Origin of the sequence: Actinomadura chokoriensis, from assembly GCF_041463665.1 — a bacterium.
In the GTDB taxonomy this organism is placed as follows: Bacteria; Actinomycetota; Actinomycetes; order Streptosporangiales; family Streptosporangiaceae; genus Spirillospora; species Spirillospora chokoriensis_A.
On the sequence record NZ_JAXCEJ010000013.1, the window covers coordinates 15757 to 38128 of the forward strand.

Annotated in this window: 23 protein-coding genes; 10 read left to right on the plus strand and 13 right to left on the minus strand. The window is 70.2% G+C overall.

The window, feature by feature from the left end; all coding sequences use genetic code 11:
* Positions 1-47 precede the first annotated feature (47 nt).
* The 3 genes from SM418_RS20355 to SM418_RS20365 all read right to left on the minus strand — a co-directional run bounded on the left by SM418_RS20355 (position 48) and on the right by SM418_RS20365 (position 3166).
* Complete coding sequence (locus SM418_RS20355) at positions 48-305, minus strand: hypothetical protein (protein WP_371942661.1); 258 nt, start codon at positions 303-305, stop codon at positions 48-50.
* Positions 306-890: 585 nt separating this feature from the next.
* Positions 891-2402 carry an alpha/beta fold hydrolase gene (locus SM418_RS20360; RefSeq protein WP_371942662.1) on the minus strand — a complete coding sequence of 504 codons (1512 nt, stop codon included), beginning with the start codon at positions 2400-2402 and terminating at the stop codon, positions 891-893.
* Between the two features lie 131 nt (positions 2403-2533).
* Entirely contained in the window at positions 2534-3166 is a 633-nt protein-coding gene (locus tag SM418_RS20365) for a TetR/AcrR family transcriptional regulator (RefSeq protein WP_371942663.1), read from the minus strand.
* Positions 3167-3287: 121 nt separating this feature from the next.
* On the opposite strand from SM418_RS20365, the gene SM418_RS20370 reads away from it, so the two are divergent.
* Entirely contained in the window at positions 3288-4274 is a 987-nt protein-coding gene (locus SM418_RS20370; protein ID WP_371942664.1) for an aldo/keto reductase, read from the plus strand.
* Between the two features lie 130 nt (positions 4275-4404).
* On the opposite strand, the gene SM418_RS20375 is transcribed toward SM418_RS20370, so the two are convergent.
* The gene (locus tag SM418_RS20375; protein ID WP_371942665.1) at positions 4405-4815 is read right to left on the minus strand and encodes an HIT family protein; all 411 of its coding nucleotides are present in this window, start codon (positions 4813-4815) and stop codon (positions 4405-4407) included.
* Between the two features lie 95 nt (positions 4816-4910).
* Positions 4911-5651, minus strand: coding sequence for an HAD family hydrolase (locus SM418_RS20380; protein WP_371942666.1), 741 nt, complete (start codon positions 5649-5651; stop codon positions 4911-4913).
* Between the two features lie 221 nt (positions 5652-5872).
* Here SM418_RS20380 and SM418_RS20385 point away from each other — a divergent pair, with 221 nt between their 5' ends.
* From SM418_RS20385 to SM418_RS20395, 3 genes are all read left to right on the plus strand, one after another.
* Complete coding sequence (locus SM418_RS20385; RefSeq protein WP_371942829.1) at positions 5873-6517, plus strand: DNA alkylation repair protein; 645 nt, start codon at positions 5873-5875, stop codon at positions 6515-6517.
* Positions 6518-6670: 153 nt separating this feature from the next.
* Positions 6671-8482 carry a glycoside hydrolase family 15 protein gene (locus SM418_RS20390; protein ID WP_371942667.1) on the plus strand — a complete coding sequence of 604 codons (1812 nt, stop codon included), beginning with the start codon at positions 6671-6673 and terminating at the stop codon, positions 8480-8482.
* The gene (locus SM418_RS20395; RefSeq protein ID WP_371942668.1) at positions 8479-8967 is read left to right on the plus strand and encodes a hypothetical protein; all 489 of its coding nucleotides are present in this window, start codon (positions 8479-8481) and stop codon (positions 8965-8967) included. Before SM418_RS20390 ends, SM418_RS20395 begins: the two co-directional genes overlap by 4 nt.
* Positions 8968-9224: 257 nt before the next feature.
* On the opposite strand, the gene SM418_RS20400 is transcribed toward SM418_RS20395, so the two are convergent.
* The 4 genes from SM418_RS20400 to SM418_RS20415 all read right to left on the minus strand — a co-directional run bounded on the left by SM418_RS20400 (position 9225) and on the right by SM418_RS20415 (position 12384).
* Entirely contained in the window at positions 9225-9365 is a 141-nt protein-coding gene (locus tag SM418_RS20400) for a hypothetical protein (protein WP_371942669.1), read from the minus strand.
* Positions 9366-9612: 247 nt separating this feature from the next.
* Positions 9613-10095 carry an excalibur calcium-binding domain-containing protein gene (locus SM418_RS20405; protein WP_371942670.1) on the minus strand — a complete coding sequence of 161 codons (483 nt, stop codon included), beginning with the start codon at positions 10093-10095 and terminating at the stop codon, positions 9613-9615.
* Positions 10096-10210: 115 nt separating this feature from the next.
* Positions 10211-11797, minus strand: a complete 1587-nt coding sequence (locus tag SM418_RS20410; RefSeq protein ID WP_371942671.1) for a serine/threonine-protein kinase — start codon at positions 11795-11797, stop codon at positions 10211-10213.
* Positions 11798-11958: 161 nt separating this feature from the next.
* Entirely contained in the window at positions 11959-12384 is a 426-nt protein-coding gene (locus SM418_RS20415; RefSeq protein ID WP_371942672.1) for an ATP-binding protein, read from the minus strand.
* A 355-nt stretch (positions 12385-12739) separates the two neighbouring features.
* Here SM418_RS20415 and SM418_RS20420 point away from each other — a divergent pair, with 355 nt between their 5' ends.
* Both SM418_RS20420 and SM418_RS20425 read left to right on the plus strand, forming a co-directional pair.
* Positions 12740-13612: a helix-turn-helix domain-containing protein gene (locus SM418_RS20420; RefSeq protein WP_371942673.1), complete on the plus strand. Its 873-nt coding sequence runs from the start codon at positions 12740-12742 to the stop codon at positions 13610-13612.
* Between the two features lie 4 nt (positions 13613-13616).
* Positions 13617-13805, plus strand: a complete 189-nt coding sequence (locus SM418_RS20425; RefSeq protein ID WP_371942674.1) for a DUF397 domain-containing protein — start codon at positions 13617-13619, stop codon at positions 13803-13805.
* Positions 13806-13865: 60 nt separating this feature from the next.
* On the opposite strand, the gene SM418_RS20430 is transcribed toward SM418_RS20425, so the two are convergent.
* The 4 genes from SM418_RS20430 to galU are packed head-to-tail and all read right to left on the minus strand — an operon-like array spanning position 13866 to position 16964.
* A complete protein-coding gene (locus SM418_RS20430) occupies positions 13866-14333 on the minus strand; it encodes a MogA/MoaB family molybdenum cofactor biosynthesis protein (protein WP_371942830.1) in 468 nt (155 codons plus the stop codon).
* Between the two features lie 8 nt (positions 14334-14341).
* A complete protein-coding gene (gene moaC, locus SM418_RS20435) occupies positions 14342-14809 on the minus strand; it encodes a cyclic pyranopterin monophosphate synthase MoaC (protein ID WP_371942675.1) in 468 nt (155 codons plus the stop codon).
* A complete protein-coding gene (gene glp / locus SM418_RS20440) occupies positions 14806-16011 on the minus strand; it encodes a molybdotransferase-like divisome protein Glp (RefSeq protein ID WP_371942676.1) in 1206 nt (401 codons plus the stop codon). Before glp ends, moaC begins: the two co-directional genes overlap by 4 nt.
* Before the next feature lie 26 nt (positions 16012-16037).
* Positions 16038-16964 (minus strand): UTP--glucose-1-phosphate uridylyltransferase GalU, encoded by a 927-nt coding sequence (gene galU / locus SM418_RS20445; protein WP_371942677.1) that lies wholly within the window; start codon positions 16962-16964, stop codon positions 16038-16040.
* Here galU and SM418_RS20450 point away from each other — a divergent pair.
* From SM418_RS20450 to SM418_RS20465, 4 genes are all read left to right on the plus strand, one after another.
* A complete protein-coding gene (locus SM418_RS20450) occupies positions 16963-17580 on the plus strand; it encodes a 5-formyltetrahydrofolate cyclo-ligase (RefSeq protein ID WP_371942678.1) in 618 nt (205 codons plus the stop codon). The genes galU and SM418_RS20450 overlap by 2 nt on opposite strands.
* Positions 17581-17828: 248 nt before the next feature.
* Positions 17829-19313, plus strand: a complete 1485-nt coding sequence (locus tag SM418_RS20455; RefSeq protein WP_371942679.1) for a potassium/proton antiporter — start codon at positions 17829-17831, stop codon at positions 19311-19313.
* Positions 19314-19469: 156 nt separating this feature from the next.
* Positions 19470-19829, plus strand: coding sequence for an FmdB family zinc ribbon protein (locus tag SM418_RS20460; protein WP_371942680.1), 360 nt, complete (start codon positions 19470-19472; stop codon positions 19827-19829).
* A 314-nt stretch (positions 19830-20143) separates the two neighbouring features.
* Positions 20144-22270 (plus strand): MMPL family transporter, encoded by a 2127-nt coding sequence (locus SM418_RS20465; protein WP_371942681.1) that lies wholly within the window; start codon positions 20144-20146, stop codon positions 22268-22270.
* The last annotated feature ends 102 nt before the right edge of the window (positions 22271-22372 follow it).

The window sequence follows — 22372 nt, forward strand, 5'->3', positions numbered from 1 at the left end:
ATCGAGGGCCGCCTATCGGGGAAGGGGCCCGATCTACGCTTCGGCCGTCAGTCCGAGGTCCGGATCTGCTCCAGGTACGTCAGAGGCTCCCGGAGGTACTCCATGAGCTCCCGCAGCGCGTCCTTCTCCGCCGTGGTGATCACGACGTCCTCCTCCGACAGGGCGCCGACGAGATCCGTGATCGCCAGGTCCCAGGCCCCGGCGCCGGCGGCGTTCAGGACGAACGGCCGGTACTTCGGGCTGATCTTGGGTGCGAGCTGGTCGATGATCCGGCGGCTGAGCCGGAAGTAATCGTTGACTTCCATGGGTCTCCGTGGGTTCGGTGGCTAGGCCGGCGGGTTGGTGGTGACGCCCTCGCCGCTGACGGGGAGGCCGCCGGAGATGCTACCGTCCCTTGCCGAGGGTAACGACGCAGGTGATGCCGTCGCGGGTGCCGGAGGTCGTGGAAGTGCAGCCCGGCCGCGCCGATCGCGGCGACCGCCTCGGACCATGTGACCAGCTTGTTGACGCTGCCGCGCCAGAGCCCCACGCGCGAAGCGATGTTTGCGCCACAGACGGTGCGGGAGTTCGTGCGCGCCTTGATCGCCGAGGTCATCGCGAAGGCCGCAGGGTAGGCAGCGGCCACGAACGAGCACCCCGGACCGGTCGGCGCGGAGTGCTCGGGCTGGACGGCGCTGGGGTTGAGCAAGTCCGCACGGGCCTGCGCGAAAGGGAGCCCAGGGGCGAGCGGGCGCTGCTCAGCAGATCAGCGGCGTAGATCCTAGTGCGGCGTCCACAGCGTCGACCGGGTCGCCACCTCGTTGACTTGCGGCATGTTGTTGCTTCCGACGCGTGCATAACAACGACATGCCGCAAGTCAACGGACCCGGTGAACCTTGGCGGACACCGCACTAGCTCGTGAGACTCGCGCGCACCGGAGCGGGCGGGATGTCGGCGAGGCATGAGGTGTCGGGGACTCGCAGGTCGTCGATGAAACCTGTCTGGATGGCGGTCACGCAGCCGCTCGGTTCGTATTCGGCCACGTGGCCGACGTTGGGCACCTCGACGACCGTGGCGCGGCGGAACTGGAGGGCGGCCTGACGGCCCGTCTCGGTCGGGGTGTTGGCGTCCAGCTCGCCGGAGGTCACCAGGACGGGGACGTCGGGGAAGGGCCCGCCGGTCGGCTGGCTCGGGCCGTGGCGGTCGGGCCAGCGGATGCAGGTATCGCCCTGGTCGTAGCTCATGCTCGTCCAGGCTCGCTTCCCGAACGGCCAGAAGTCCTGCTCGGGCAGGGCCGCGCGCCCGGCCGAGAACTGCCGTAGCCGGACGGTGAGCGGCGCTTTACGGTTCCACAGTGTCGGGTAGTCGTTGCAGACCACGGTCGCGGCCAGTTCGGGATTGAAGGGCTGCGCGTCGTCCCGTCGCAGCGACGCCCCGCTCAGCGGGGCCACCTGCCGGGCGGCCTCGATCAGCAGCGCGTTCTCGGAGTGCAGGGCATCACGGACCATCGCGGGGACGTCTCCGATGCCGGCGGGCGCCGTTTTGGCCAGGCCGTACACGACGGCGGCGAGCGCGGTGTCGTCCAGCCGCCGCTGCTGTCCGTCCATCGTGTAGGGGATCGGGCGGGCGTGCAGCCGCCGCGCGAGCCGCGCGATGTCGCGCAGCACCTGGTCACCGTCGCAGGCGCCGTCGCTACGCTGGCAGACCAGTCGCAGCGCGCGCCGAGCGGCCCGCGCGTTGGGACGTCCCCACATGTCCACGGCGAGCGGGTAGGCGCTGGAGAGCACGAGCGAGCGCACCCGCTCGGGGTGCCGTTTGGCGTAGACCGTCATCAGGTAGGTGCCGTAGGACTCCCCGAAAAGGTCCAGCCGCCCGATTCCCAGCTTGGCCCGGACGGCGTCGATGTCGTCGGCGATCTCGGCCGAGGTGTAGCCGCGCGCGCGGATTCCAAGCCTTTGGCCGCATTCGCCGACCGCCTGTACGAATCCCTCACGCGTCGACGGCAGCGAAGTGAGCGTCCCGCAGCTCACCGGATCGGAGCGGTTCACCCCGCGCGGGTCGACGAGCAACAGGTCATGGTCCTTCAGCAGACCGGCGAACATCCGCTCATACGTGGCAGCGGACGCGATCGCCGAATCGCCGGGGCCACCGGGATTCATCGTCACGACGCTCTCGGCGGGCCGGGAGGTGTCACGGTGCTTGATCAACGCATAGGCCACGGTGGTCTCCCCCAGCTCGGGACGCGCCCGCACCAGCGGTACCCGCACCGTCCCGCACACCGCGTCCGACACCGGCACGCATCCGGTGGACGCCGCCCCCTGCGGCGTTCCGGCGCGTCCCGCCGGTACGGCGACCACTCCGCCGGCCGCCACCGCGGCGAGGCCGGCCACCAGCATCCCTGCAGTCTTCGAGATCAACTTCATGCACGGAAGCTTGGACGGAGCGGGATCGATCCCGCATCGTCCTGCATGGGGAACCCGTAAGCCACACCTGAGATGGAGATGGATCCGGTCGGGAGTCCCCACGGGGGTACGCGGCTTCGGCGACGCAGACCTCAGCGTCCGTCGTGCTGGGAGCGGCGGACCGGCGGGAAGATCGCGGTAACGGCGCGGATGACGGCCTCGCGGCGGGCGGGCAGGGTGGGGTCGGCGGCGGCGTGGCGGGTGACGGCGGCGAGTTCGGCCTGGTCGAGCCAGGTGTGGGCGATCTGGGAGACCACGGCCATGATGTCGACGGGATCCCACGTGGGGTCCAGGTCGCCCGCCCGCTGGGCACGCCGGATGGTTTCGATCTTGCCCAGGATGGCGTCGTGGTAAGAGCCGAGAGCGTCGGCGTCGGGCTCGCCGGAGGGTTCGGGGACCAGTTCCAGGCGGCCCCAGCCGATGAACCGGTACCGGTCGGGGTGGGCGGTGAAGTAGTCGAACATCTGCCCGGCGTAGGCCGGCAGATCGGCGGGGTCCAGGTGGACGGCGTCGGCCGCCGCCGCGAGTTCCGCGGCGGCCACGTGTTCGTACAGCTTCTCCTTACTGCGGAAGTGGGCGTAGACGCGTTCCTTGCTGGTGCGGGCGGCCTTGGCGATCCGGTCGACGCGGGCGCCGGCGATCCCGTGCCGGGCGAACTCGTCGCGGGCGGCGGCGACGACCCGGTCCCGGGCCGAGTCGGCACGGCGTGAGTCGGTGCTGGCCATCTCCCCAGCCTAGCCAACCGAACCGTTCGGTTTGACTCGCTTGGACGCGGCGGTAGTGTGCATCCAGGCCATACCGAACGGTTTGGTTCGTCTTTTGCGGTTCTTTCACGGAGGGTTCGCCATGCAAAACCGCACTCTGGGCCGTCAGGGCCTGGTCACCTCGGCCATCGGCTACGGCACGATGGGCCTCACCATGGCCTACGGCCCCGCCGACGAGCAGGAGGGCATCGCCGCCATCCGGCGCGCCCACGAGCTGGGCGTCACGTTCTTCGACACCGCCGAGCTCTACGGCCTGGGCACCGGCTCCAACGAGACCCTGGTCGGCAGGGCGGTCAAGGACTTCCGTGACGAGGTGGTCCTGGCGACCAAGTTCGGCTTCGACCTGTCGTCGCGGACGGCGCGGGGTTTCGGCCTCAACAGCCGCCCCGACAACATCCGGAAGGTCGCCGACAACAGCCTGCGCTACCTGGGCGTCGACCACATCGACGTGCTCTACCAGCACCGCGTCGACCCGGATGTCCCGATCGAGGACGTCGCCGGCACGGTCAAGGAGCTGATCGAGGCGGGCAAGGTGAAGTACTTCGGGCTGAGCGAGGCGGGCCCGCAGACCATCCGGCGCGCGCACGCCGTCCAGCCCGTCTCCGTCCTGCAGACCGAGTACTCGCTGTTCGAACGGGACGTGGAGCAGTTGCTCCCCGTGCTGCGCGAGCTCGGCATCGGGTTCGTGGCCTACTCCCCGCTGGGACGCGGCTTCATCACCGGTACCGCCAAGCCCGCCGGATCCTACGACCCGACCGACATGCGCAACCGCGACCCGCGCTGGCAGCCTGGCAACTTCGAGAAGAACCTGGAGGCCGTCGAGCGGCTCACCGAGTTGGCCGCCACCAAGGACGCGACGGTCTCCCAGCTGGCGCTGGCCTGGGTCCTGGCCCAAGGCGAGGACATCGTCCCGATCCCCGGCACCCGCAGCCCCAAGCGGGTCGAAGAGAACACCGCCGCAGCCGACCTGGTTATCACCGAAGCCGACCTGGAGACCATCTCCCGGATACTGCCGACCGGCGGCTTCGGCGCCCGCTATCTCGAGCACGCCCTGCCGACCTGGGTCTGACCGCCCCGCACCCCGTCAGCCGGCACAAGTGGCTGACGGGGTGGGCCGGGCGGTCGCGTGACGAACGCGGCAAGCAGCGCCTGGCAGGGTCGTCCGCTCGCGCGGGGCGGCCGGCGCCAAGACGCCGACGTCAGCGAGCCGCGGCGATCAGTTCCAAGGTCTGTTCGAGTTCGCGGTCCGGCGCCGTCTGGGAACTCCACATCAGCCGCAGATCATCGCCATGCCAACGCGGGACCACATGGGCATGGAAGTGGAAGACCTCCTGCCAGGCGGCTTCGCCAGTGGAGTGCACGACGTTCACGCCGTCTGGAGCCAGCGCCGCCTTCACCAACGCGGCGACTCGATGCACCATCCGAGCAACATGCGCATGGGCGGTCTCGGAGATCGTCCACACGTCGGCGGCATGCTCGCGCGGGACGACCAGGGTGTGTCCCGGCGAGGCCGGGGCGATGTCGAGGAACGCCATCGTGTGCTCGTCCTCAAGGACACGATAGGAGGGCAGGGCTCCCGTAACGATCTTGCAGAAGGTGCAGTCGCTCACCCGCCCGATCATCGCATCCGCCAACCCGCACCACCCCACCCGCGACCGTGCGCACGTTCGCGCGGACAGGCCGAGCGAGGTGTGTCCGCAGGCCATCAAGGAGAAGACCGGACTCCCGTACCCAGGTGGTCGGGGAGGTCGGTGAGGCTTTCGATGCGGGCGACCGTCTCGTCTGCCGTCGGCGACGGTCCGCCGGTGACGAAGTCGATGCCGCGGTCCAGCCAGATGCCGGTGAGCCCGGCGAGGGCGGCTGCGTTCACGTCGCTTTCCAGCATGTCGCCCACGTTGACCGCCTGCGCGGGGTCCGTCCGCATCCACCGGCAGGCTGCGGCGTAGGCGGCGGGCTTGGCCGCACCGAGCTCGGTCGGCGTCAGGACGGCTTCGAAGTACTCCAGGAGGCCGAAGCGGGCGAGCTTGGCGCGCTGCTGCTCGGGATCCCCGTTGGTGAGGACGGCCAGTCGCGGTCCCCGGGGAAGCTGTTTCAGGGTATCCAGGCAGGGCTGGACGTCGGGATAGCACCGCCAGGACTCCTCGAACGCGGTGAGGTAGCGGTCGGCGATCCAGGCGTCCAGAAGGTCGGGACTCTCCGGAGCAGGCTCGCCGAGCTCCGGCAGGAAGGAGCGAGCCCTGCGTCGGTGGTGCTCGGCGAAGGAGCACTGACCGGCCAGGTATTCCCGCATGTGGCGCGCCTCCAGCGTCCACCACAGCGTCGCCAGCTCCTGCGGTGGAGCCGTCGCGTTCGGCGCGTCCCGGACGATCTGGCCGATCGCTTCCCAGACCGCGCTTCGATGATCGACCAGGGTGCCGTCCAGATCGAAGAAGATCACATCCGCCATAGGGTGATCATTTCGTGGTGTTCGTCTCGGACGCCAGAGGGGTCGCAGCGCCTGGGCGACCGGACCGCGCCGACCCGCCATCGAGTGGGCTTCGGTATGAGCCCGCCATGCCCCACCGACTCTCCGCCATGTCCGGCGGGAGGCCCGCCTCCCGTCGTAGGCTGAGTGCCGCGCGAGATGGACGGGAGGCCGAGGTGTCCGAGCCGATGGTGGGCGAGGTGATGGCCGAGCTGGCCGAGCTCGAGGACCCGAAAGTACGCGAGGTGAACGAGCGACACGGTGACGATCACGGTGTCAACCTCGGCAAGCTGCGGGCGCTCGCGAAGCGGCTGAAGACGCGGCAGGAACTCGCGTGCCGGCTCTGGGAGACCGATGACACCGCGGCGCGCCTGCTGGCGACCCTGATCTGCCGTCCGAAGGCGTTCGAGCGTGACGAGCTGGACGTCATGATGCGCCAGGCGCGTACGCCCAAGGTGCACGACTGGCTGCTGAACTACGTGGTGAAGAAGAACCCGCACTCCGAGGAGCTGCGCCTGGCCTGGTTCGCCGACCCGGATCCGGTGGTCGCGAGCGCCGGGTGGGCGCTGACGACCGAACGGGTGACGAAGAAGCCCGAGAGCCTCGACCTCCCTCGGCTGCTCGACATCGTCGAGGCGGAGATGAAGGACGCCCCGGACCGCCTGCAGTGGGCGATGAACCACTGCCTGGCTCAGATCGGGATCGATCACGCCGAGCACCGCGCCCGTGCGATCGACATCGGGGAGCGCCTGGAGGTGCTCAAGGACTACCCGACGTCCCCGGGCTGCACGTCGCCGTTCGCACCCATCTGGATCAACGAGATGGTGCGCCGCCAGCAGGACAAGTAGGAAGCGCTGCGTTCGCTTCGCCCGGGCGACGCGTTGCGTAAATCCTTGAAGTCCCATGGAGAGTGGACGGAAGCAACGCGCCGTGACCAGGTGAGACGATGGCTCCATGGACGTCGGCGGCCCTCGTGGTGACGGCTCGTACGGTCCGGGCGCATGACGGCCTTCCGGAGCGACGGCTACGTCCGCCTGCGCGACTACGCGGTCATCGGGGACGGGCGGAGCGCCGCGCTGGTCGCCGCAGACGGGTCGGTGGACTGGCTGGGCATGCCGGACCTCGACTCCCCCTCGGTGTTCGCCGCCGTCCTGGACCCCGTCCGGGGCGGCCGCTTCCTGCTGGAGCCGGAGGAGCCCTACACGGTCGCGCGCCGGTACCTGCCGGGCACGAACGTGCTGGAGACGACGTTCACCACCGGCCGCGGCAGTGTGCGGGTCACCGACTCGCTGACCCTGGAGGGCTGCGGGACGCTGGGGCCGATGCGGGAGTTGCAACGGCGTCTCGACGGCATGGCCGGGACCGTTCCGTTGCGCTGGAGCGTGCAGCCGAGGTTCGGTTACGGCGCCCGCCGTCCACGGATCACAAGGCGCGCCGGTGTGCCGGTGGTGGTCGCGGGCGGGGACGCGCTCGCGGTCTGCGCTTGGGACGCGGGCGAGCCGGAGTGCGCCGACCAGGCGATCAAGGGCCGTCTCGAACTGAGCCAGGGGCGGCAGGCCCTGCTGACGATGCCGTTCGCCCATCAGGAACCGCTCGTCCTGCCGACCCGTTCCGAATGCGATGCCCGCATGGAGCACACCATCGCGGCCTGGAACGGCTGGTCGCGAGAACGCTCGTACGAGGGCATGTGGCGGGACGCGGTGCTGCGCAGCGCGCTGGTGCTCAAGCTCTTGATCTTCGCGCCTTCGGGGGCGATCGCGGCCGCGGTGACGTCCTCGCTGCCGGAGCATGTCGGAGGCGAACGCAACTGGGATTACCGCTTCTCCTGGGTCCGCGACTCGGTGTTCACCCTCGACGCGCTTCTGCGGCTGGGATGCTCCGCCGAGGCCCACGCCTATTTCTGGTGGCTCATGCATGCCACGCAGCTCACGCATCCGCGGCTGCGGGTGCTCTACCGGCTGGACGGCGGCGGCAACGCCCCGGAGCGGACGCTCCCCCTGGAGGGGTATCGCGGTTCCAGGCCGGTGCGGACCGGCAACGCGGCGGGCGCCCAGGTCCAGCTGGACACCTACGGTGAGCTGCTGCAGACCGGCTGGCTGTACGCCGCTGCCGCCGGACGGCTGGACGCGGATCTCGCCCGGCGCCTGGCCGAGCTGGCCGACTTCGTCTGCGCCGCCTGGCGGTGGCCCGACTCGGGGATCTGGGAGGTTCGCAGCGCGCCCCTGCACTTCACGCACTCGAAGATGATGTGCTGGGTCGCGCTCGACCGGGCCATCGACCTGTGCGAGCGCGGGCTGATCCAAGGCCGCGGTCCGGCCCGCTGGCGGCTCGCCCGCGACCAGGTGCGCGACTTCGTCGAGACGCGTTGCTTCTCCTCCCGTCTCGGCTGCTACACCCGTTCCGCCGACAGTTCGGAGCTGGACGCCGCCGTGCTCCTCGGCCTCCTGCACGGCTACGCGCGTCCGGGCGATCCCCGCATGCGCGCCACCGTCGACGTCGTGGGAGGGGAGTTGCGGCACGGCCCGTTCGTCGACAGGTACTCCGGCGAGGACGGGCTGGGCGGCACCGAAGGCGCGTTCCTGGCGTGTTCCTTCTGGCTGGCCGAGTGCCTCGCCCGCACCGGGCGCCTCGACCAGGCCGTCGCGTTGATGGACGACCTGGTCGGGCTGGCCAACGATGTCGGCCTGTACGGCGAGGAGATCGATCCGGACACCGGCGCCTTCCTGGGGAACCTGCCCCAGGGACTGAGCCACCTGGCGTTGATCAACGCCGCGTGCACGATCGGGTCGGTGGCCGGGGAGGCGGCCGGGTGAGCCCCTGGGGGACCGCCGCGGGCGCCTTCGTCGGCACGCTGGTGCTGACGACCGTTCTGCAGGCCGCCAGCGAGTTCAGGCTCACCCGCATGGACCTGCCGTTCCTGCTCGGTACCGCCGTGACCGCGAACCGGGCCCGCGCTAAGGCGATCGGCTACCTCGTGCACTTCGCCAACGGGGAGTTGTTCGCGTTCGTCTATTACGCCGTCTTTCTCGCCATCGGCCACGCCGGCTGGTGGCTCGGGGCTCTTTTCGGTCTGCTGCACGGATTGTTCGCGGGCACCGCGCTGGTGAACATCCTGCTGCCGCTGGTCCACCCGCGGATGGGCAGCCCGCTGACCAGCGCCCCCAGGGTGGCCCTCCTGGAACCCCCGGGCTTCCTGATGCTCAACTACGGGCCCAGCACGCCCCTGGTGACCGTCCTCGCCCACACGGGCTTCGGAGCCATAGTCGGAGGTTTCACCTCGCTCGCCCACCAGGGATGACCTGGGGGCGACCCTGGTGAAGGCGCCGGTCAGCCGGGTCTCCCTGAGGGGACGAGTTGGCTACCCCGCTTCGGGTGTCGGGCTTGCGGTCGGTGAGCGTCAGAAGCGCTAAGGCGCTCGCTGGACGTCTGGCGGCGGTCCATGATGGGTGCGGCGGTCCGCGAGGCTATGAAGTCGGGGTGTCCTGCGGCGCGAAAGGAGAACATCACGTGGAGGACGAGCGCCCGTATCTTGCGTGGGAGACTCCGACCCGGCTCTCAGATCTGCACCCGCAAGCGGAACCACGAAGGTGCACCGAATGCCGTCGCGCCGGGAATGAGATTTTCTATCCGGCGCACGAGGTGGTCATTGTCAAGCACCGCCACGAAGGCCAGCCGCTGGGGCATCTCACCGTGCACTGCTCCAAGCATCCTCCCGGTGGCGACTGGGAGAGCGACGATCGCCGGGCGGGCCGGGTCAACAGGACCGGCGAGACCTGCCCGCATTGTTTTGTCCAGATGCCGCTGTCAGGCGTCTGCGCAATGTGTCAAGTCCCAGGAGATGCTTGACCCCCGCATTTGCGACGGCCTGGACAGCGCGAATCGAGTCGCGTTTCGAGCAGTTGCGGATTGTGTCCCAGGCACCCCGGGTGGCCGCGAGAGGCGTCTACTCGCAGACCACCCCGTCATGGTCGCGGTCCTCGTACCAGGCGTATTCGGGGTCGGTGCCGCGCACGTACGGGCCGAGGCCGTGCCGTTTGGCGGCCGTGCACGTCGGATACCGGGGATCGGTCGACGGGGCCCTCGTCGTCTTTCTCGGCTTCGGACGGGGCTTCGCCGTGGTGCGCTTCGGACGGGGTGTGGCGGTGGTGCGCTTCGGGGTCGGCTGCACCGTCCGCTGGCGGGGGCTCTCGGTGCCGCTGATCTTCGGCGCGGCCGGGCCGGTCGTCTCGGCCGCCGGAGTCGCGGTCGTCGAGCTGCTCGCCGCCGCAGGGGTGCCGGGATCGGGACTGGACGCGATGGCGGCGCCCCCGATGCAACCGGCGAGCAGGCAGCCGAGGCCGACCAGGACGACGCCGAACGCGGGCATGCCGTGTCGCTGCCGCGCGGGCGGCCGGTAGGACTGCGGCGGGGGTGGTGGTGGGTACATGAGCGTCCTGTCCGTCCGGCGGTGCCTTGGCGGAGGACGGCGTCTGTGGGACGCGCGAGACCACGGAGAACGTTGACACCTGACCCGATCCGGCCACCCCCACGCCCGCAGGACGTCAGGCGACCTCGAAGCCGGTGCAGTCGATCAGCACGGCGGTGCCGTTGGAGTGGACGTGGTAGGCGAGGACGACCCACTCCCCCGACGCGAGCGGCCACGTCGCGTGGTACTTGCTCTTGAAGTCCCTGGGATACTCGAGCGTCCTCTCCCAGCCCCGCTGCGGCAGCGCGAACGGCTTGGAGAGCTGCGACTCGTCCCAGCCGGTGGCGGGCAGGGCGGGGTAGACGGCCGCGGCCAGGTAGTACGGCGGGTCGGGCACGCCGCCGCCCTCCACCCCGAACCTGATCGTGGCGCTGGATCCGCTCACCTTGCCCGTGGGCGGGTCCACCACCAGCCGCATGGGGATCTGTTCGACGACCGGCACGGCCGGATCGCAGGTCTTGGTCTTGGGCGACCAGTAGAGGTCGTCCGGGGCTCCAGCGATCTTGTTGTTCACGACCGACGGCGAGACCCCGGGATTGGGGTCCGTCTTCTGCCCTCCCGCCGATCCGACCGACCCGGTCGGACGGCCACCGGACCGGCCCGCCCCGGTCGCTGACACACCGGTGGACGGCCCACCGGCCGCGCCGTCGCCTCCACCGCCCTGCAACAGCGACCGCGCACCGAACGACATCACGAGCACCACGGCGACGACTCCCGCGATGGTGAACAGGACGGCGGCGCGCGGGCGGGTCGCACCATAGTGGCCGCGTGGCAGCAGGCCGGTAGCGACCGCCTCATCGGCGCTCGCCGGCGGCGCCGGGGCGATCGAGTGCAGGCGCTGGTAGTCCTCCTCGTCGGTGAGCGCCCCGGTGACGCGGCAACGTTCGAGGAGTTCGGCGGCCGTCGGCCGCTGCCGCGGGTCCTTGTCGCCGGCGCTCCGCAGCAGGGCCGCCAGTTGCGGTTCGACGCCGTCCAGATCCATCTCCTGGTGGATGCTGCGGTAGACGACGGCCTGTGCGTCACCTCGGCCGAACGGCGGCTTCCCCGTGCACGCGAACGCGACCGTGGCCGCCAGCGCGAACACGTCCATCGCCCGCCCGGTCTCGCCCCGCAGCACCACCTCGGGCGCCAGATAACCCGGCGTTCCCGCCATCGCGCCGGTACGCGTGATCGCCGTCTGGTCGTCGCCGCGCGCGATGCCGAAGTCGATGAGCTTGGGGCCGTCCTTCGCCAGGATCACGTTCTGCGGTTTGAGGTCACGGTGCTCGATCCCGCGAGCGTGCACGTCGGCGACCGCCTCGGCCAGCGTCGCCAGCAGCCGCAGCCCGGCCCGCGGAGAGAACGCTCCAAACGCGGCGACCGCCTGCGCGAGCGTCGGCCCGGGTATGTACTCGGTCGCCAGCCAGTAGGGCGGCTCGTCCAGCTCCGCCCCGACCAGCGCCGCGGTGTGCGGACTCCGGATCGCCTGCACGGTGGCGACCTCGCGCCGGAACCGCGCCAGCGCCTGCGGCCCCTCGAAGTCGTCCCGGACGACCTTGATGGCAATGTGCCGACCGCCCCTGGTCAATGCCAGGTAGACCTGTCCCATTCCGCCCGCGCCGAGCCGGGCCAGCAACCGGTAGCCGCCCAGCTCAGCTGGATCACCGGCTCGCAACGCCTGCAACCAATCCCCCCGCAGACCGGAGAAACACCGATTCGTGCGGAGAATCATGCCGCACGGTGATCACTTGTGGATCACGATATCTGCGTCATGCCCGAATGCCGGTGGGCGAGAAGAGCCGGATACGGGCGGCCGACCGGACCGCACCGATCCTGCCGACTGGTTCACGCCATGTCCCCGGCGTGGAACACCGCGGTGACCGTGCGGCCCCGGTCGTTGCCGTGCCAGCCCCACGACTCGGCGGTGAGGGAGATGGTCCGCAGGCCCCGGCCCGATTCGTCGGTCAGGGCGGCGTCGCGCGCCACGGGTTCCCCCGGCCCGCCCTGGTCGGCGACGGAGACGGCCACCATGTCCCCCACGAACCGGACCTCGACGGTGAACGACCCGCCCTCCTGCCCCGAGCTCGTGTGCCTGAGCGCGTTCACCACGAGCTCGTCCACGGTGAGGACGACGTCGTCCAGGCAGGGGCGATCGGCCAGCAGGCCGGAGACGAACCGGCGGGCCGTGCGGGCCTGTGTGGCGTCACCGGAGAACGTCCGTCGCCAGCAGAGCGCCGCGGGCGCGGTGTGGGCGGGAAGCGTCGAGAGCATGAGCACTCCATGAGCTGAAGTCGTCGGGATGCGGATGGACACCTGCGCGGTGGCCACATGCTCACACGCAGCGACGCCGCGGAGGGGCGAAGTGCGCTGGTCAGAGCGATCCGGGGCGCGATTCATGCTTCCCGGACGCCGAACGTTCGCGTGCCGGACGTTCGGCGGCCGGGACGTTCGGCGGCCGGGACGTTCGGCGGCCGGGACGTTCCCTTTTTACCGGCTCGTGTCCGGATCAGGTCATGAGCCGCACACCACGAATGGCGAACGCATAGCGTTATCAATGTCAACACAAAGTAATTCCTCGTGGTCGTCGCGTGCGCCGACGTATCGCGAGGCTTCCGGGAGGTCGCTGATGGCCAGCCCCTATATTCGACGCCGCCGCCTCGCCGACGAGCTGCGCAGGCTCCGCGAGGCACGCGGCCTCACCACCGACGAACTGGCCCGGCTCGTCTACCAGTCCCGCACCAAGATCTCCAAGCTGGAAAACGCCCAGATCCGCCCGGACCTCGCCGAGGTCGTCACGCTTCTCGAAGCACTCGACGTCACCGAAAAGCAGTACGAGAGAATCTTCAAGATCGCGCGTACGGCGGCGAGCAAGGGCTGGTGGGACAAGTACGGCAACGCGATGGGCGACCGTCAGCGTCTCTATGCCGACCTGGAGTCAGGCGCCGACGCCATCCGCAGCTACAACCAGACGGGCATCCCCGCCGTCCTGCAGACGCCTGAACTCATCGCGGCCCTGATCGAACGCGACCAGGCGGCAGGCCCCATCACCTACCGCCCCGACCGCATGACCGACGCCCGCATGCGCCGACAGCAACATCTCCTCAGCCCGGACGGCCCTACCTACGACACCGTCCTCGACGAATGCGTGATCTACCGGCTCGGAGTCCCGCGAGAGGTCATGAGTGCCCAGCTCAGGCACATGACCGAGGCCATCTCAGCAGAGCCGCGCATTTCCCTGCGCGTCCTGCGCTACAACGCCTACCTATCGGGCGTCCTCATGCCCAAGTCCTCCTTCTCGCTCTACTCCTTCCCCGAGAAGGGCGACCCGCCGATGGCCGTGGTTGACACAGTCACCACCGACCTCATACTCACCGACCGATACGAGGTGGCAGGGTATACCGGACACTACGATCTCTTGAGGAAGGTCGCGCTGCCCCCGACGGACAGCCTGGCCTTCCTGGCCCAAGCGGCCGAGCGACTGGACGACGGGACGGAATGACCGCATGAGCGCGAAGTACAACCACTGGAACAAATCACGACACAGCGATCCAAATGGTGACTGTGTAGAGGTGGCCAAAGGTTCCGGCGGAACTATCGGTGTTCGCGACTCCAAGGCTGGAACGCCTGACATCGTCCTTGAACTCAGCCGCGCCGAGTGGGCGCATTTGCTCACCCGCCTCCGCAACGTCTGACTTCTCACTCCTGGGCTGGACCGTCCAGTCTCGAGGTCGGCCAAGACCACCGGCGCAGGGTCAGGGGCGGGGGTGGTCGCCGCCTCTGATCTGGTCGACGGCGTGGGCCAGGACGCGGGCCAGGACGCTCATGCCGTCGCGGACGCCGCCGGTCGAGCCGGGCAGGTTGACGATCAGGGTGCGGCCCGCGACACCGGCGAGGCCCCGGGACAGGATCGCGGCGGGCACCTTGTCGCGGCCCTCCAGGCGGATGGCCTCGGCGATGCCCGGGAGCTCCCATTCGAGGACCTGGCGAGTCATTTCGGGGGTCTCGTCGGTCGGGGTGAGGCCCGTGCCGCCGGACGTGACGACGACGTCGTAGCCCTGGGCGACCGCGTCGCGGAGGACCTCGGCGACCGGGGCGCCGTCGGGGATCACCACCGGGCCGTCCACCTGGCAGCCCAGGTCCTCCAGCATCTCGACCAGGACGGGCCCGGACTTGTCCGCGTAGACGCCCGCCGCGGCGCGGTTGGAGACGGTGACCGCCATCGCCCTGATCACCGGCGCCACACCCCGGTCTTGCCGCCGGTCTTCTCCTCGACCCGGACGTCGGTGATCACGGCGGCGGGGTCGACGGCCTTCACCATGTCGATCAGGGCCAGCGCGGCGACGCTGACGGAGGTGAGCGCCTCCATCTCGACGCCGGTGCGGTCGGCGGTGCGGGTGACGGCCGTGATCGCGACGCCGTCGTCCCGGATCTCCAGGTCGACCGTGACGCCATGCAGGGCGATGGGGTGGCAGAGGGGGACGAGGTCCGGGACGCGCTTGGCCCCCATGATCCCGGCGATGCGGGCCACGGAGAGGGCGTCGCCCTTGGGGATGTCGCCGGCGCGCAGGAGGGCGACGCAGTCGGGCGAGAGGCGGACGAAGCCCGTCGCCGTCGCGGTGCGGGCGGAGACGTCCTTCGCCGACACGTCGACCATGCGGGCGGAGCCCGTGTCGTCTAGGTGGGTGAACTCCGTCACGACGGCAACCTCAGAACGTTGACGTGGGAACCGGCGGGCATGGCCTCGACGTCCTCCGGGAGCTCGATGAGCGCGTTCGCGGACGAGAGGGAGCCGAGCTGGTGCGACCCCTGGACGTCGGCTGCGGTCACGCTGTACACGCGGTCGAATGACAGTCTGCCGCGCAGGTAATGGCGCAGGCCTGCGGGTGATTTGACGTCTTCGGCCAGGACGGCGCTGACGGTCGGCAGTGGTTCCGGAGCCAGGCCCTGCATGGCGAGCAGTGCGGGACGGACGAAAACCTGGAACGAGACGTACGCGCTTACGGGGTTCCCAGGGAGGGTGAACACGGGCGTGCCTTCGAGGAGCCCGAACCCTTGCGGCTTGCCCGGACGCATGCGCACCTTGTGGAAGTCGACCGTCCCGGTTCCCGCGAGAACTTCCTTGACCACGTCCCTGGTGCCCATGGAGACGCCGCCAGTGGTGACGATCGCGTCGGCCCGGACGAGCTGGTCGTGGAGCATTTCCAGGACCTTGGCGGGCTCGTCCTCGACCGTGGCCTGCCGGAAGCCCACTCCGCCTGCCTCGACCACGGCAGCGGTGAGCATGAAGCTGTTCGACTCCCAGATCTGACCCGGCGCCAGAGTCGAACCGGGCTCGCGCAGTTCGTCGCCTGTGGCGACCACCACGACGCGGGGCTTCGGACGCACCGTCACCCGGGGCCGGCCCACCGCCGCGATCATGCCGAGCTGGGGCGCGGTGAGCCTGGTGCCCGCGTCCGCGACGACCTGGCCGGCGAGGACGTCCTCACCGGCACGGCGGATGTAGTTGCCCGGCGGGGCGGCGCGGAAGACCCGCACGTTGGCGTTCCCGCCGTCCGTCCACTCGACCGGGATGACCGCGTCGGCGCCGGCGGGCAGCGGCGCGCCCGTCATGATCCGCGCGGTCAGCCCGGACCGGATCGCCGACACGCCGGAGTCGCCCGCGACGATGTCACCGACGACGGGCAGCGTCACCGGCGAGGCGTCGGTGGCCGCCGCGATGTCGGCCGCGACGACGGCGTAGCCGTCCATCGCGGAGTTGTCGAACGGCGGCAGCGGCACCGGCGCGGACACGGGCTCGGCGAGCACCGTGCCCTGCGCCTCCAGCAGCGCCAGGTCGAGCGGCGGCAGCACCCGCACGCTGCCGAGGATCTCCGTCAGATGCTCATCGACCGATCTCATGACCACGCTTCCAGTCCGGCCGGCGGTCACGCGTCCCCGGCGCCGTCCGCGCCGTCCTGGCGGCGGACGAAATCGCGCAGCCACGGGATGAACTCCGGCGCCAGGTCGGGACGTTCCGCGGCGAACTGGACGACCGTCCGCAGGTACTCCAGCTTGTTGCCGGTGTCGTAGCGGCGGCCCCGGAACTTCACGCCGAAGACGCCCCCGCCCTGGCCGGCGGGCGTGTCGGCGAGGGTGCGCAGCGCGTCGGTCAACTGGATCTCGCCGCCGCGTCCGGGTGGGGTCTTCTCCAGGACGTCGAACACCGCGGGGTCGCAGACGTACCGGCCGATGATGATCCAGTTGCTCGGCGCCTCCTCGGCGGCGGGCTTCTCGACCAGGTCGGAGATGCGGACGACGTCCTCCTCGTCCGTCGCCTCGATGGCCGCGCACCCGTACGCGGAGACCTGGTCGGGCTCGACCTCCATCAGCGCGACGACGCTGCCGCCGTACTGGTCGCGCACCTCGATCATGCGCTGCAGCAGCTTGTCGCGGGCGTCGATCATGTCGTCGCCGAGCAGCACCGCGAACGGCTCGCGGCCGACGTGCTGGCGGGCGCAGTGCACGGCGTGCCCCAGCCCGCGCGGCTCGCCCTGCCGGACGTAGTGCATGATCGCGAGATCGCTGGACTCGCGCACGGCGTCCAGCCGCCCGTCGTCGCCCTTCGCGCGCAGCGCCTCCTCGAGCTCGTAGGCTCGGTCGAAGTGGTCCTCGATGGACCGCTTGCTGCGGCCAGTGATCATCAGCACGTCGCTGAGGCCGGCGTCGACCGCCTCCTCGACGACGTACTGGATCGCCGGTTTGTCGACGATGGGCAGCATTTCCTTGGGAGTCGCCTTGGTGGCGGGCAAGAATCGGGTACCGAGGCCGGCCGCCGGGACGACCGCCTTGAGCACAGGTGCAATGTCGGCCATGTACCCGACCCTAGCCATCCGTGAGGACGACAGCGTGCAGGACATCGTTTCGAAGACCGATCTTCGTGCGGAATTGCTCGGCCGGCGTGCGGCGATGCCGCCCGAGGCCCGCGCCGCGGCGGCGCGTCCGATCCGGGACGCGCTGCTGACCGCCCCGGAGGTGGAGATGGCGGGGACCATCGCGGCATACGTGTCGATCGGCGACGAGCCGGACACGCGCAGCCTGCTGTTCGCACTGTGGAAGCGCGGGACGTACGTGCTGCTCCCCCGCCTGCTCCCGGACGGCGATCTCGACTGGGCGTCCTACGAGGGGCCCGACTCGCTCGTCCCGGGGGCGCGCGGGTGCCTGGAGCCGTCCGAACCGCCGCGCGGGCCCGGGGCCGTCGCCGGCGCGGACGTCGTCCTGGCCCCCGCGGTCGCCGTCGACCGGACGGGCGTGCGCCTCGGCCGGGGCGGCGGTTCCTACGACCGGGCGCTGGCGCGCGTCGGCCCCGCGATCCTGACGGTCGCGCTGCTCTACGACGGCGAGCTGGTGCAGACCCTGCCGACCGAGCCGCACGACCAGCGCGTCCGCGCCGTCGTGACGCCGTCCAAGGGCCTGGTACGGCTCGGCTGAGCCGTCCGGTCCGACTTGGCTGAGCCGCGTGGTCCGGCTCGGCCTGGGCCGCCGGAGGTCCGTGGCGGGGTCGCCGCGGGCCCTTCGGGGACCGGACGTGCAGAACATCGTCAAAGGGGTAAATCCGCAGGTCACACGGCGATATCGGGCACCGAAGGCGGGGCGTTCCTCAACTGGAAATGTGCGATCCGGCGTTGAATCTGTAGGATTCCTAAACGATCAACTTTGACGACCTCGAAGGGTGGGATGTGCACCTCGACATCTGGCTACTCCTCGGGTCCGTGCTCGTACTCAGCGCCATCATCGCGGTCAGGCTGTCGCACAAGGCGGGCCTCCCGACCCTGCTGGCGTACATGGGCCTCGGCCTTCTCATCGGCGAGTCCGGCCCCCTCCACATCCACTTCGACAACGCCGAACTGGCCGAGACGCTCGGCCTCGCCGCCCTCGTCCTGATCCTCGCCGAGGGCGGCGTCACCACCGACTGGCGGCGCATGCGGCCGTCGGTTCCCGCCGCCATCAGCGTGTCCACCCTCGGCACCCTGATCAGCATCGGCGTGGTGGCCCTCGCCGCCATGTGGCTCATCGGGATGGACTGGCGCGTCGCGTTCCTGCTCGGCGCCGTGCTCGCGCCGACCGACGCCGCGGCCGTGTTCTCGGTGCTGCGGCGGCTGCCCCTGCCCTCGCGGCTGATGGGTCTCCTGGAAGCGGAGTCCGGCTTCAACGACGCGCCCGTCGTCATCATCGTGCTCACGCTCAGCGCCCACAGCACCGCCCCCAACCTGGCCGAACTGTTCGGCGTGATGGTGTACGAGCTGGCCGCGGGGGCCGTCGTCGGCATCGTGATCGGCTGGCTCGGCGCGCAGGGGCTGCGCCGCATCGCGCTGCCCGCCTCCGGTCTCTACCCCATCGCGGTGCTGTCGCTGTCCGTCGCCTCCTACGGCGCCGCCTCCCTGCTGCACGCGAGCGGGTTCCTGGCCGTCTACGTCAGCGCGCTCGTCCTCGGGAACGCGCGGCTTCCGCACCGTCCCGCCACGCGCGGCTTCGCGGAAGGCGTCGGCTGGCTCGCGCAGATCGGGCTGTTCGTGATGCTCGGGCTGCTCGCCGACCCGGGCGACCTCCCCGGCCAGATCCTGCCCGCCCTGGTCATCGGGTTCATCCTGCTGCTGGTCGCCCGTCCGGTATCGGTGGTGCTGTCCACGATCGGGTTCAAGCTGACCTGGGGCGAGAAGATCTTCACGTCCTGGGCCGGGCTGCGGGGCGCCGTGCCGATCGTCCTCGCCACGATCCCGATGGTCGCCGACATCCCGAGCGCCGACCGGCTGTTCGCGATCGTCTTCAACATCGTCGTCGTGTTCACCCTGCTCCAGGGCCCCACGCTCCCGCTGGTCGCGCGCTGGTGCCGGCTGAAGAGCGACGAGCAGGCCAGGGAGCTGGACGTGGAGGCGGCACCGCTGGAGGAACTGCACGCCGACCTGCTGGAGATCCGGATCCCGAACGACTCGATGCTGAGCGGCGTGGAGATCTTCGAGTTGCGGCTGCCCCCCGGCGCGTCCATCACCCTGGTCGTGCGGGAGGGGTCGAGCTTCGTCCCCGAGCCCACCACGCCCCTCCAGGCCGGGGACACGCTCCTGGTCGTGACCACCGACTCCGTCCGCGAGGCCACCGAACGGCGGCTGCGCGCCGTGAGCCGCAAGGGCAAGCTGGCGGGCTGGTTCGGCGAGACCGGCGCCTGACCTTCCCGGACGGTTCTCTGACCGGTCAGGGAACTTGTCTGACCGGTCAGGGAACAGGGCGGGGGCGAATCATGTTCCACACCTGGGTACCATTAGCAGTCGTTCAGAGTGAGTGCCAGTCCGGGCTCCGCCGGGCTGAGTCAGCTAGGAGGAACCGTGCCGACGTATCAGTACGTTTGCACCGAGTGCGGCGAGCCTCTGGAGGTCGTGCAGAAGTTCAGCGACGACGCGCTGACCGAATGCCCGGCGTGCGACGGCAAGCTCCGCAAGGTCTTCTCCGCGGCGGGGATCATCTTCAAGGGTTCGGGCTTCTACCGCACCGACAGCCGCGGCTCCGGCAAGTCGTCCTCGACCGTGGGCTCGCCGTCCAGCGGCTCGTCCGACACGTCGTCCAACGGCTCCTCGGGCAGCGACTCCGGCAAGTCGGACTCGTCCTCGTCGACCACGTCGGCGTCGTCCTCCGGTGGCGACTCCTCGTCGTCCGGTAAGTCCACCTCGTCGGAAAAGGTCGCCTGACCTAGGGCTCCCTTACGGCCACCCGGCGGATCCAGCTGCGATCCGCCGGGCTTTCGGCGTGTCCGGCCGCCTTCTACATCTCAAGAGGTAGGAGGCGGCTCTGTTTTGCGTCGAACGATGTAGCCCCGCTGCCTTCTCGCGCCGGACGCGCGGGCGGGCGCCTTCCGGCGACGATCGAGGTGGACGGGAGCCCGGCGCTCCGCCTCCGGCAGCTTTCGGGGTTTCGCGATAGTACTTGACTTCTCTCGACAACCGAGAGATTCTATGCGGACGCGACATATCTCGATACTGCCATGAACCTTCAGGAGAGGAATATGAGCGCACCGAGTCCGCCTCCCCCCAGATCACGGGCCCACCGGCTGGCCGGGCTGATCGCCGGACGACGCAGCAAGTGGGCCGTGCTGGCCCTGTGGATCGTCCTGGTGACGGCCCTCGGCCCGCTCGCCGGCAAGCTCGGCGACGTCGAGGAGAACGACGCGGCCGCCTGGCTGCCCGCCGGTGCCGAATCGACCCAGGTCGTCGAACTGGAGGAGCGGTTCCGCAAGGACGAGACGATGCTCGCCGTCATCGTCTACGAGCGGTCCGGCGGGATCACCGCGGCCGACCGCGCCAAGGCGGCCTCGGACGTCGCCGGGCTGGAGAAGCTCCCAGGCGCCGAGAAGGCGCTGGGGCCGTTCCCGTCCAAGGACGGCAAGGCCCTGCAGACGCTCGTACCCCTCACGGACGAGGACGTGACCGGGGCCGTCGACAACGCACGCGACCTCGCCAAGCGCGGGCCTCCCGGCCTGAACGCGCACGTCACCGGACCCGCCGGCAGCGGCGCCGACATGTTCAAGGTCTTCAACAGCATCGACGGTTTCCTGCTGATGGCCGCGGGCCTCGTCGTCATCGTCCTGCTGCTCTTCATCTACCGCAGCCCCATCCTGTGGTTCGTCCCGGTGCTCAGCGCCGTCTTCGCTTTGGGGCTGGCCCAGTCGTCGGTGTATCTGCTGGCCAAGTACGCCGGCCTCACCGTCAACGGGCAGAGCGCGGGAATCCTGACCGTCCTCGTCTTCGGGGTCGCCACCGACTACGCCTTGCTGCTCGTCGCCCGCTATCGGGAGGAACTCCACCGCCACGAGGACCGGCACGAGGCCATGGCCTACGCGCTGCACCGCGCCGCCCCCGCCATCGTCGCCTCCGCCGCCACCGTCGCCGTCGGCCTGCTGTGCCTGCTGCTCGCCGACATGAACTCCACCGCGGGTATGGGCCCGGTCGCCGCCGCCGGGGTCCTCACCGCCCTCGCCGCCATGACCACCCTGCTGCCCGCCCTCCTGGTCATCTTCGGCCGCTGGCTGTTCTGGCCGATCGTCCCCCGGTACGACGCGAAGTACCTCAAGCCGGAGGCGTTCGAGGCTGAGCACAGCGTGTGGAGCCGCGTGGCCGGTCTGGTGGGCAGACGCCCACGCGCGCTCTGGGCCGTCACCATGCTGGGCTTGGTGGTCCTCACGCTGGGGCTCGGATCGCTCAAGACGGACGGTCTGTCGGACGCCGGACAGTTCACCGGAACGCCCGACTCGGTGAAGGGGTCGGCAGCCGTCGCCCGCCACTATCCGGCCGGCTCCGGCTCCCCCGCCGTCGTCATCGGCCGGGCGGCGGCGTCCGACCGGCTCGCCCAGACCGTGCGCGGGACGTCCGGGATCGCCGAACTCGCCGCGCCCGTGACCGCGAACGGCCTCGTCAAGTACGAGGCGGTGCTGAAGGACCCGGCCGACAGCGAGGCCGCGCGCGAGACCATCGACCGGCTGCGCGCCGCGGTGCACGAAGTCCCGTCCGCGGACGCGAAGGTCGGCGGCACGACCGCGACGGCGCTGGACATCAAGCGCGCCTCGGCCCGCGACAACAAGGTGATCATCCCGATCGTGCTGGGAGTGGTGCTGCTGATCCTCATCGCGCTGCTGCGCGCCGTCGTCGCGCCGCTGCTGATGATCGGCACCGTCGTGCTGTCGTTCCTGGCCTCGCTCGGCGCCTGCGCGGTGATCTTCGAGCACGGCTTCGGGTTCGAGGGCGCCGACGCGGGCTTCCCGCTGCTGGCCTTCATCTTCCTGGTCGCGCTCGGGGTCGACTACAACATCTTCCTGATGCACCGCGTCCGGGAGGAGTCGCAGGCCCTCGGCACCCGCCGCGGCATACGGCGCGGTCTCACCGTCACCGGCGGAGTGATCACCTCGGCCGGGCTGGTGCTGGCGGCCACCTTCGCGGCCATGGTCACGCTTCCGCTGGTGGGCATGGTGGAGATGGGCTTCGTGGTCGCGTTCGGCGTCCTGCTCGACACGCTCATCGTCCGGTCCCTGCTCCTTCCGGCCCTGGCGCACGACATCGGACGGCGGATCTGGGCGCCGGGACGGCTCGCGCAGGAGGCACCGGCCGCCGAGCCCAAGGTCCTGCACCCGGTCGGCTGATCTCCCGGACGGCTCGGACGCACGATTGGAGGGGGCCCGGCTTCGGCCGGGCCCCCTCGGGGTGCGACTGAGAACGGTTTCGATCCTCGGCCGCACCCGTTC

What these genes read in the sequence shown, in the direction of transcription:
- SM418_RS20355 (WP_371942661.1), bottom strand. Translation starts at nt 305, where the DNA reads ATGGAAGTCAACGATTACTTCCGGCTCAGCCGCCGGATCATCGACCAG.
- SM418_RS20360 (WP_371942662.1), bottom strand. Translation starts at nt 2,402, where the DNA reads ATGAAGTTGATCTCGAAGACTGCAGGGATGCTGGTGGCCGGCCTCGCC.
- SM418_RS20365 (WP_371942663.1), bottom strand. Translation starts at nt 3,166, where the DNA reads ATGGCCAGCACCGACTCACGCCGTGCCGACTCGGCCCGGGACCGGGTC.
- SM418_RS20370 (WP_371942664.1), top strand. Translation starts at nt 3,288, where the DNA reads ATGCAAAACCGCACTCTGGGCCGTCAGGGCCTGGTCACCTCGGCCATC.
- SM418_RS20380 (WP_371942666.1), bottom strand. Translation starts at nt 5,651, where the DNA reads ATGGCGGATGTGATCTTCTTCGATCTGGACGGCACCCTGGTCGATCAT.
- SM418_RS20385 (WP_371942829.1), top strand. Translation starts at nt 5,873, where the DNA reads ATGGCCGAGCTGGCCGAGCTCGAGGACCCGAAAGTACGCGAGGTGAAC.
- SM418_RS20390 (WP_371942667.1), top strand. Translation starts at nt 6,671, where the DNA reads ATGACGGCCTTCCGGAGCGACGGCTACGTCCGCCTGCGCGACTACGCG.
- SM418_RS20405 (WP_371942670.1), bottom strand. Translation starts at nt 10,095, where the DNA reads ATGTACCCACCACCACCCCCGCCGCAGTCCTACCGGCCGCCCGCGCGG.
- SM418_RS20415 (WP_371942672.1), bottom strand. Translation starts at nt 12,384, where the DNA reads ATGCTCTCGACGCTTCCCGCCCACACCGCGCCCGCGGCGCTCTGCTGG.
- SM418_RS20420 (WP_371942673.1), top strand. Translation starts at nt 12,740, where the DNA reads ATGGCCAGCCCCTATATTCGACGCCGCCGCCTCGCCGACGAGCTGCGC.
- SM418_RS20425 (WP_371942674.1), top strand. Translation starts at nt 13,617, where the DNA reads ATGAGCGCGAAGTACAACCACTGGAACAAATCACGACACAGCGATCCA.
- SM418_RS20430 (WP_371942830.1), bottom strand. Translation starts at nt 14,333, where the DNA reads ATGGCGGTCACCGTCTCCAACCGCGCCGCGGCGGGCGTCTACGCGGAC.
- glp (WP_371942676.1), bottom strand. Translation starts at nt 16,011, where the DNA reads ATGAGATCGGTCGATGAGCATCTGACGGAGATCCTCGGCAGCGTGCGG.
- SM418_RS20450 (WP_371942678.1), top strand. Translation starts at nt 16,963, where the DNA reads ATGTACCCGACCCTAGCCATCCGTGAGGACGACAGCGTGCAGGACATC.
- galU (WP_371942677.1), bottom strand. Translation starts at nt 16,964, where the DNA reads ATGGCCGACATTGCACCTGTGCTCAAGGCGGTCGTCCCGGCGGCCGGC.
- SM418_RS20465 (WP_371942681.1), top strand. Translation starts at nt 20,144, where the DNA reads ATGAGCGCACCGAGTCCGCCTCCCCCCAGATCACGGGCCCACCGGCTG.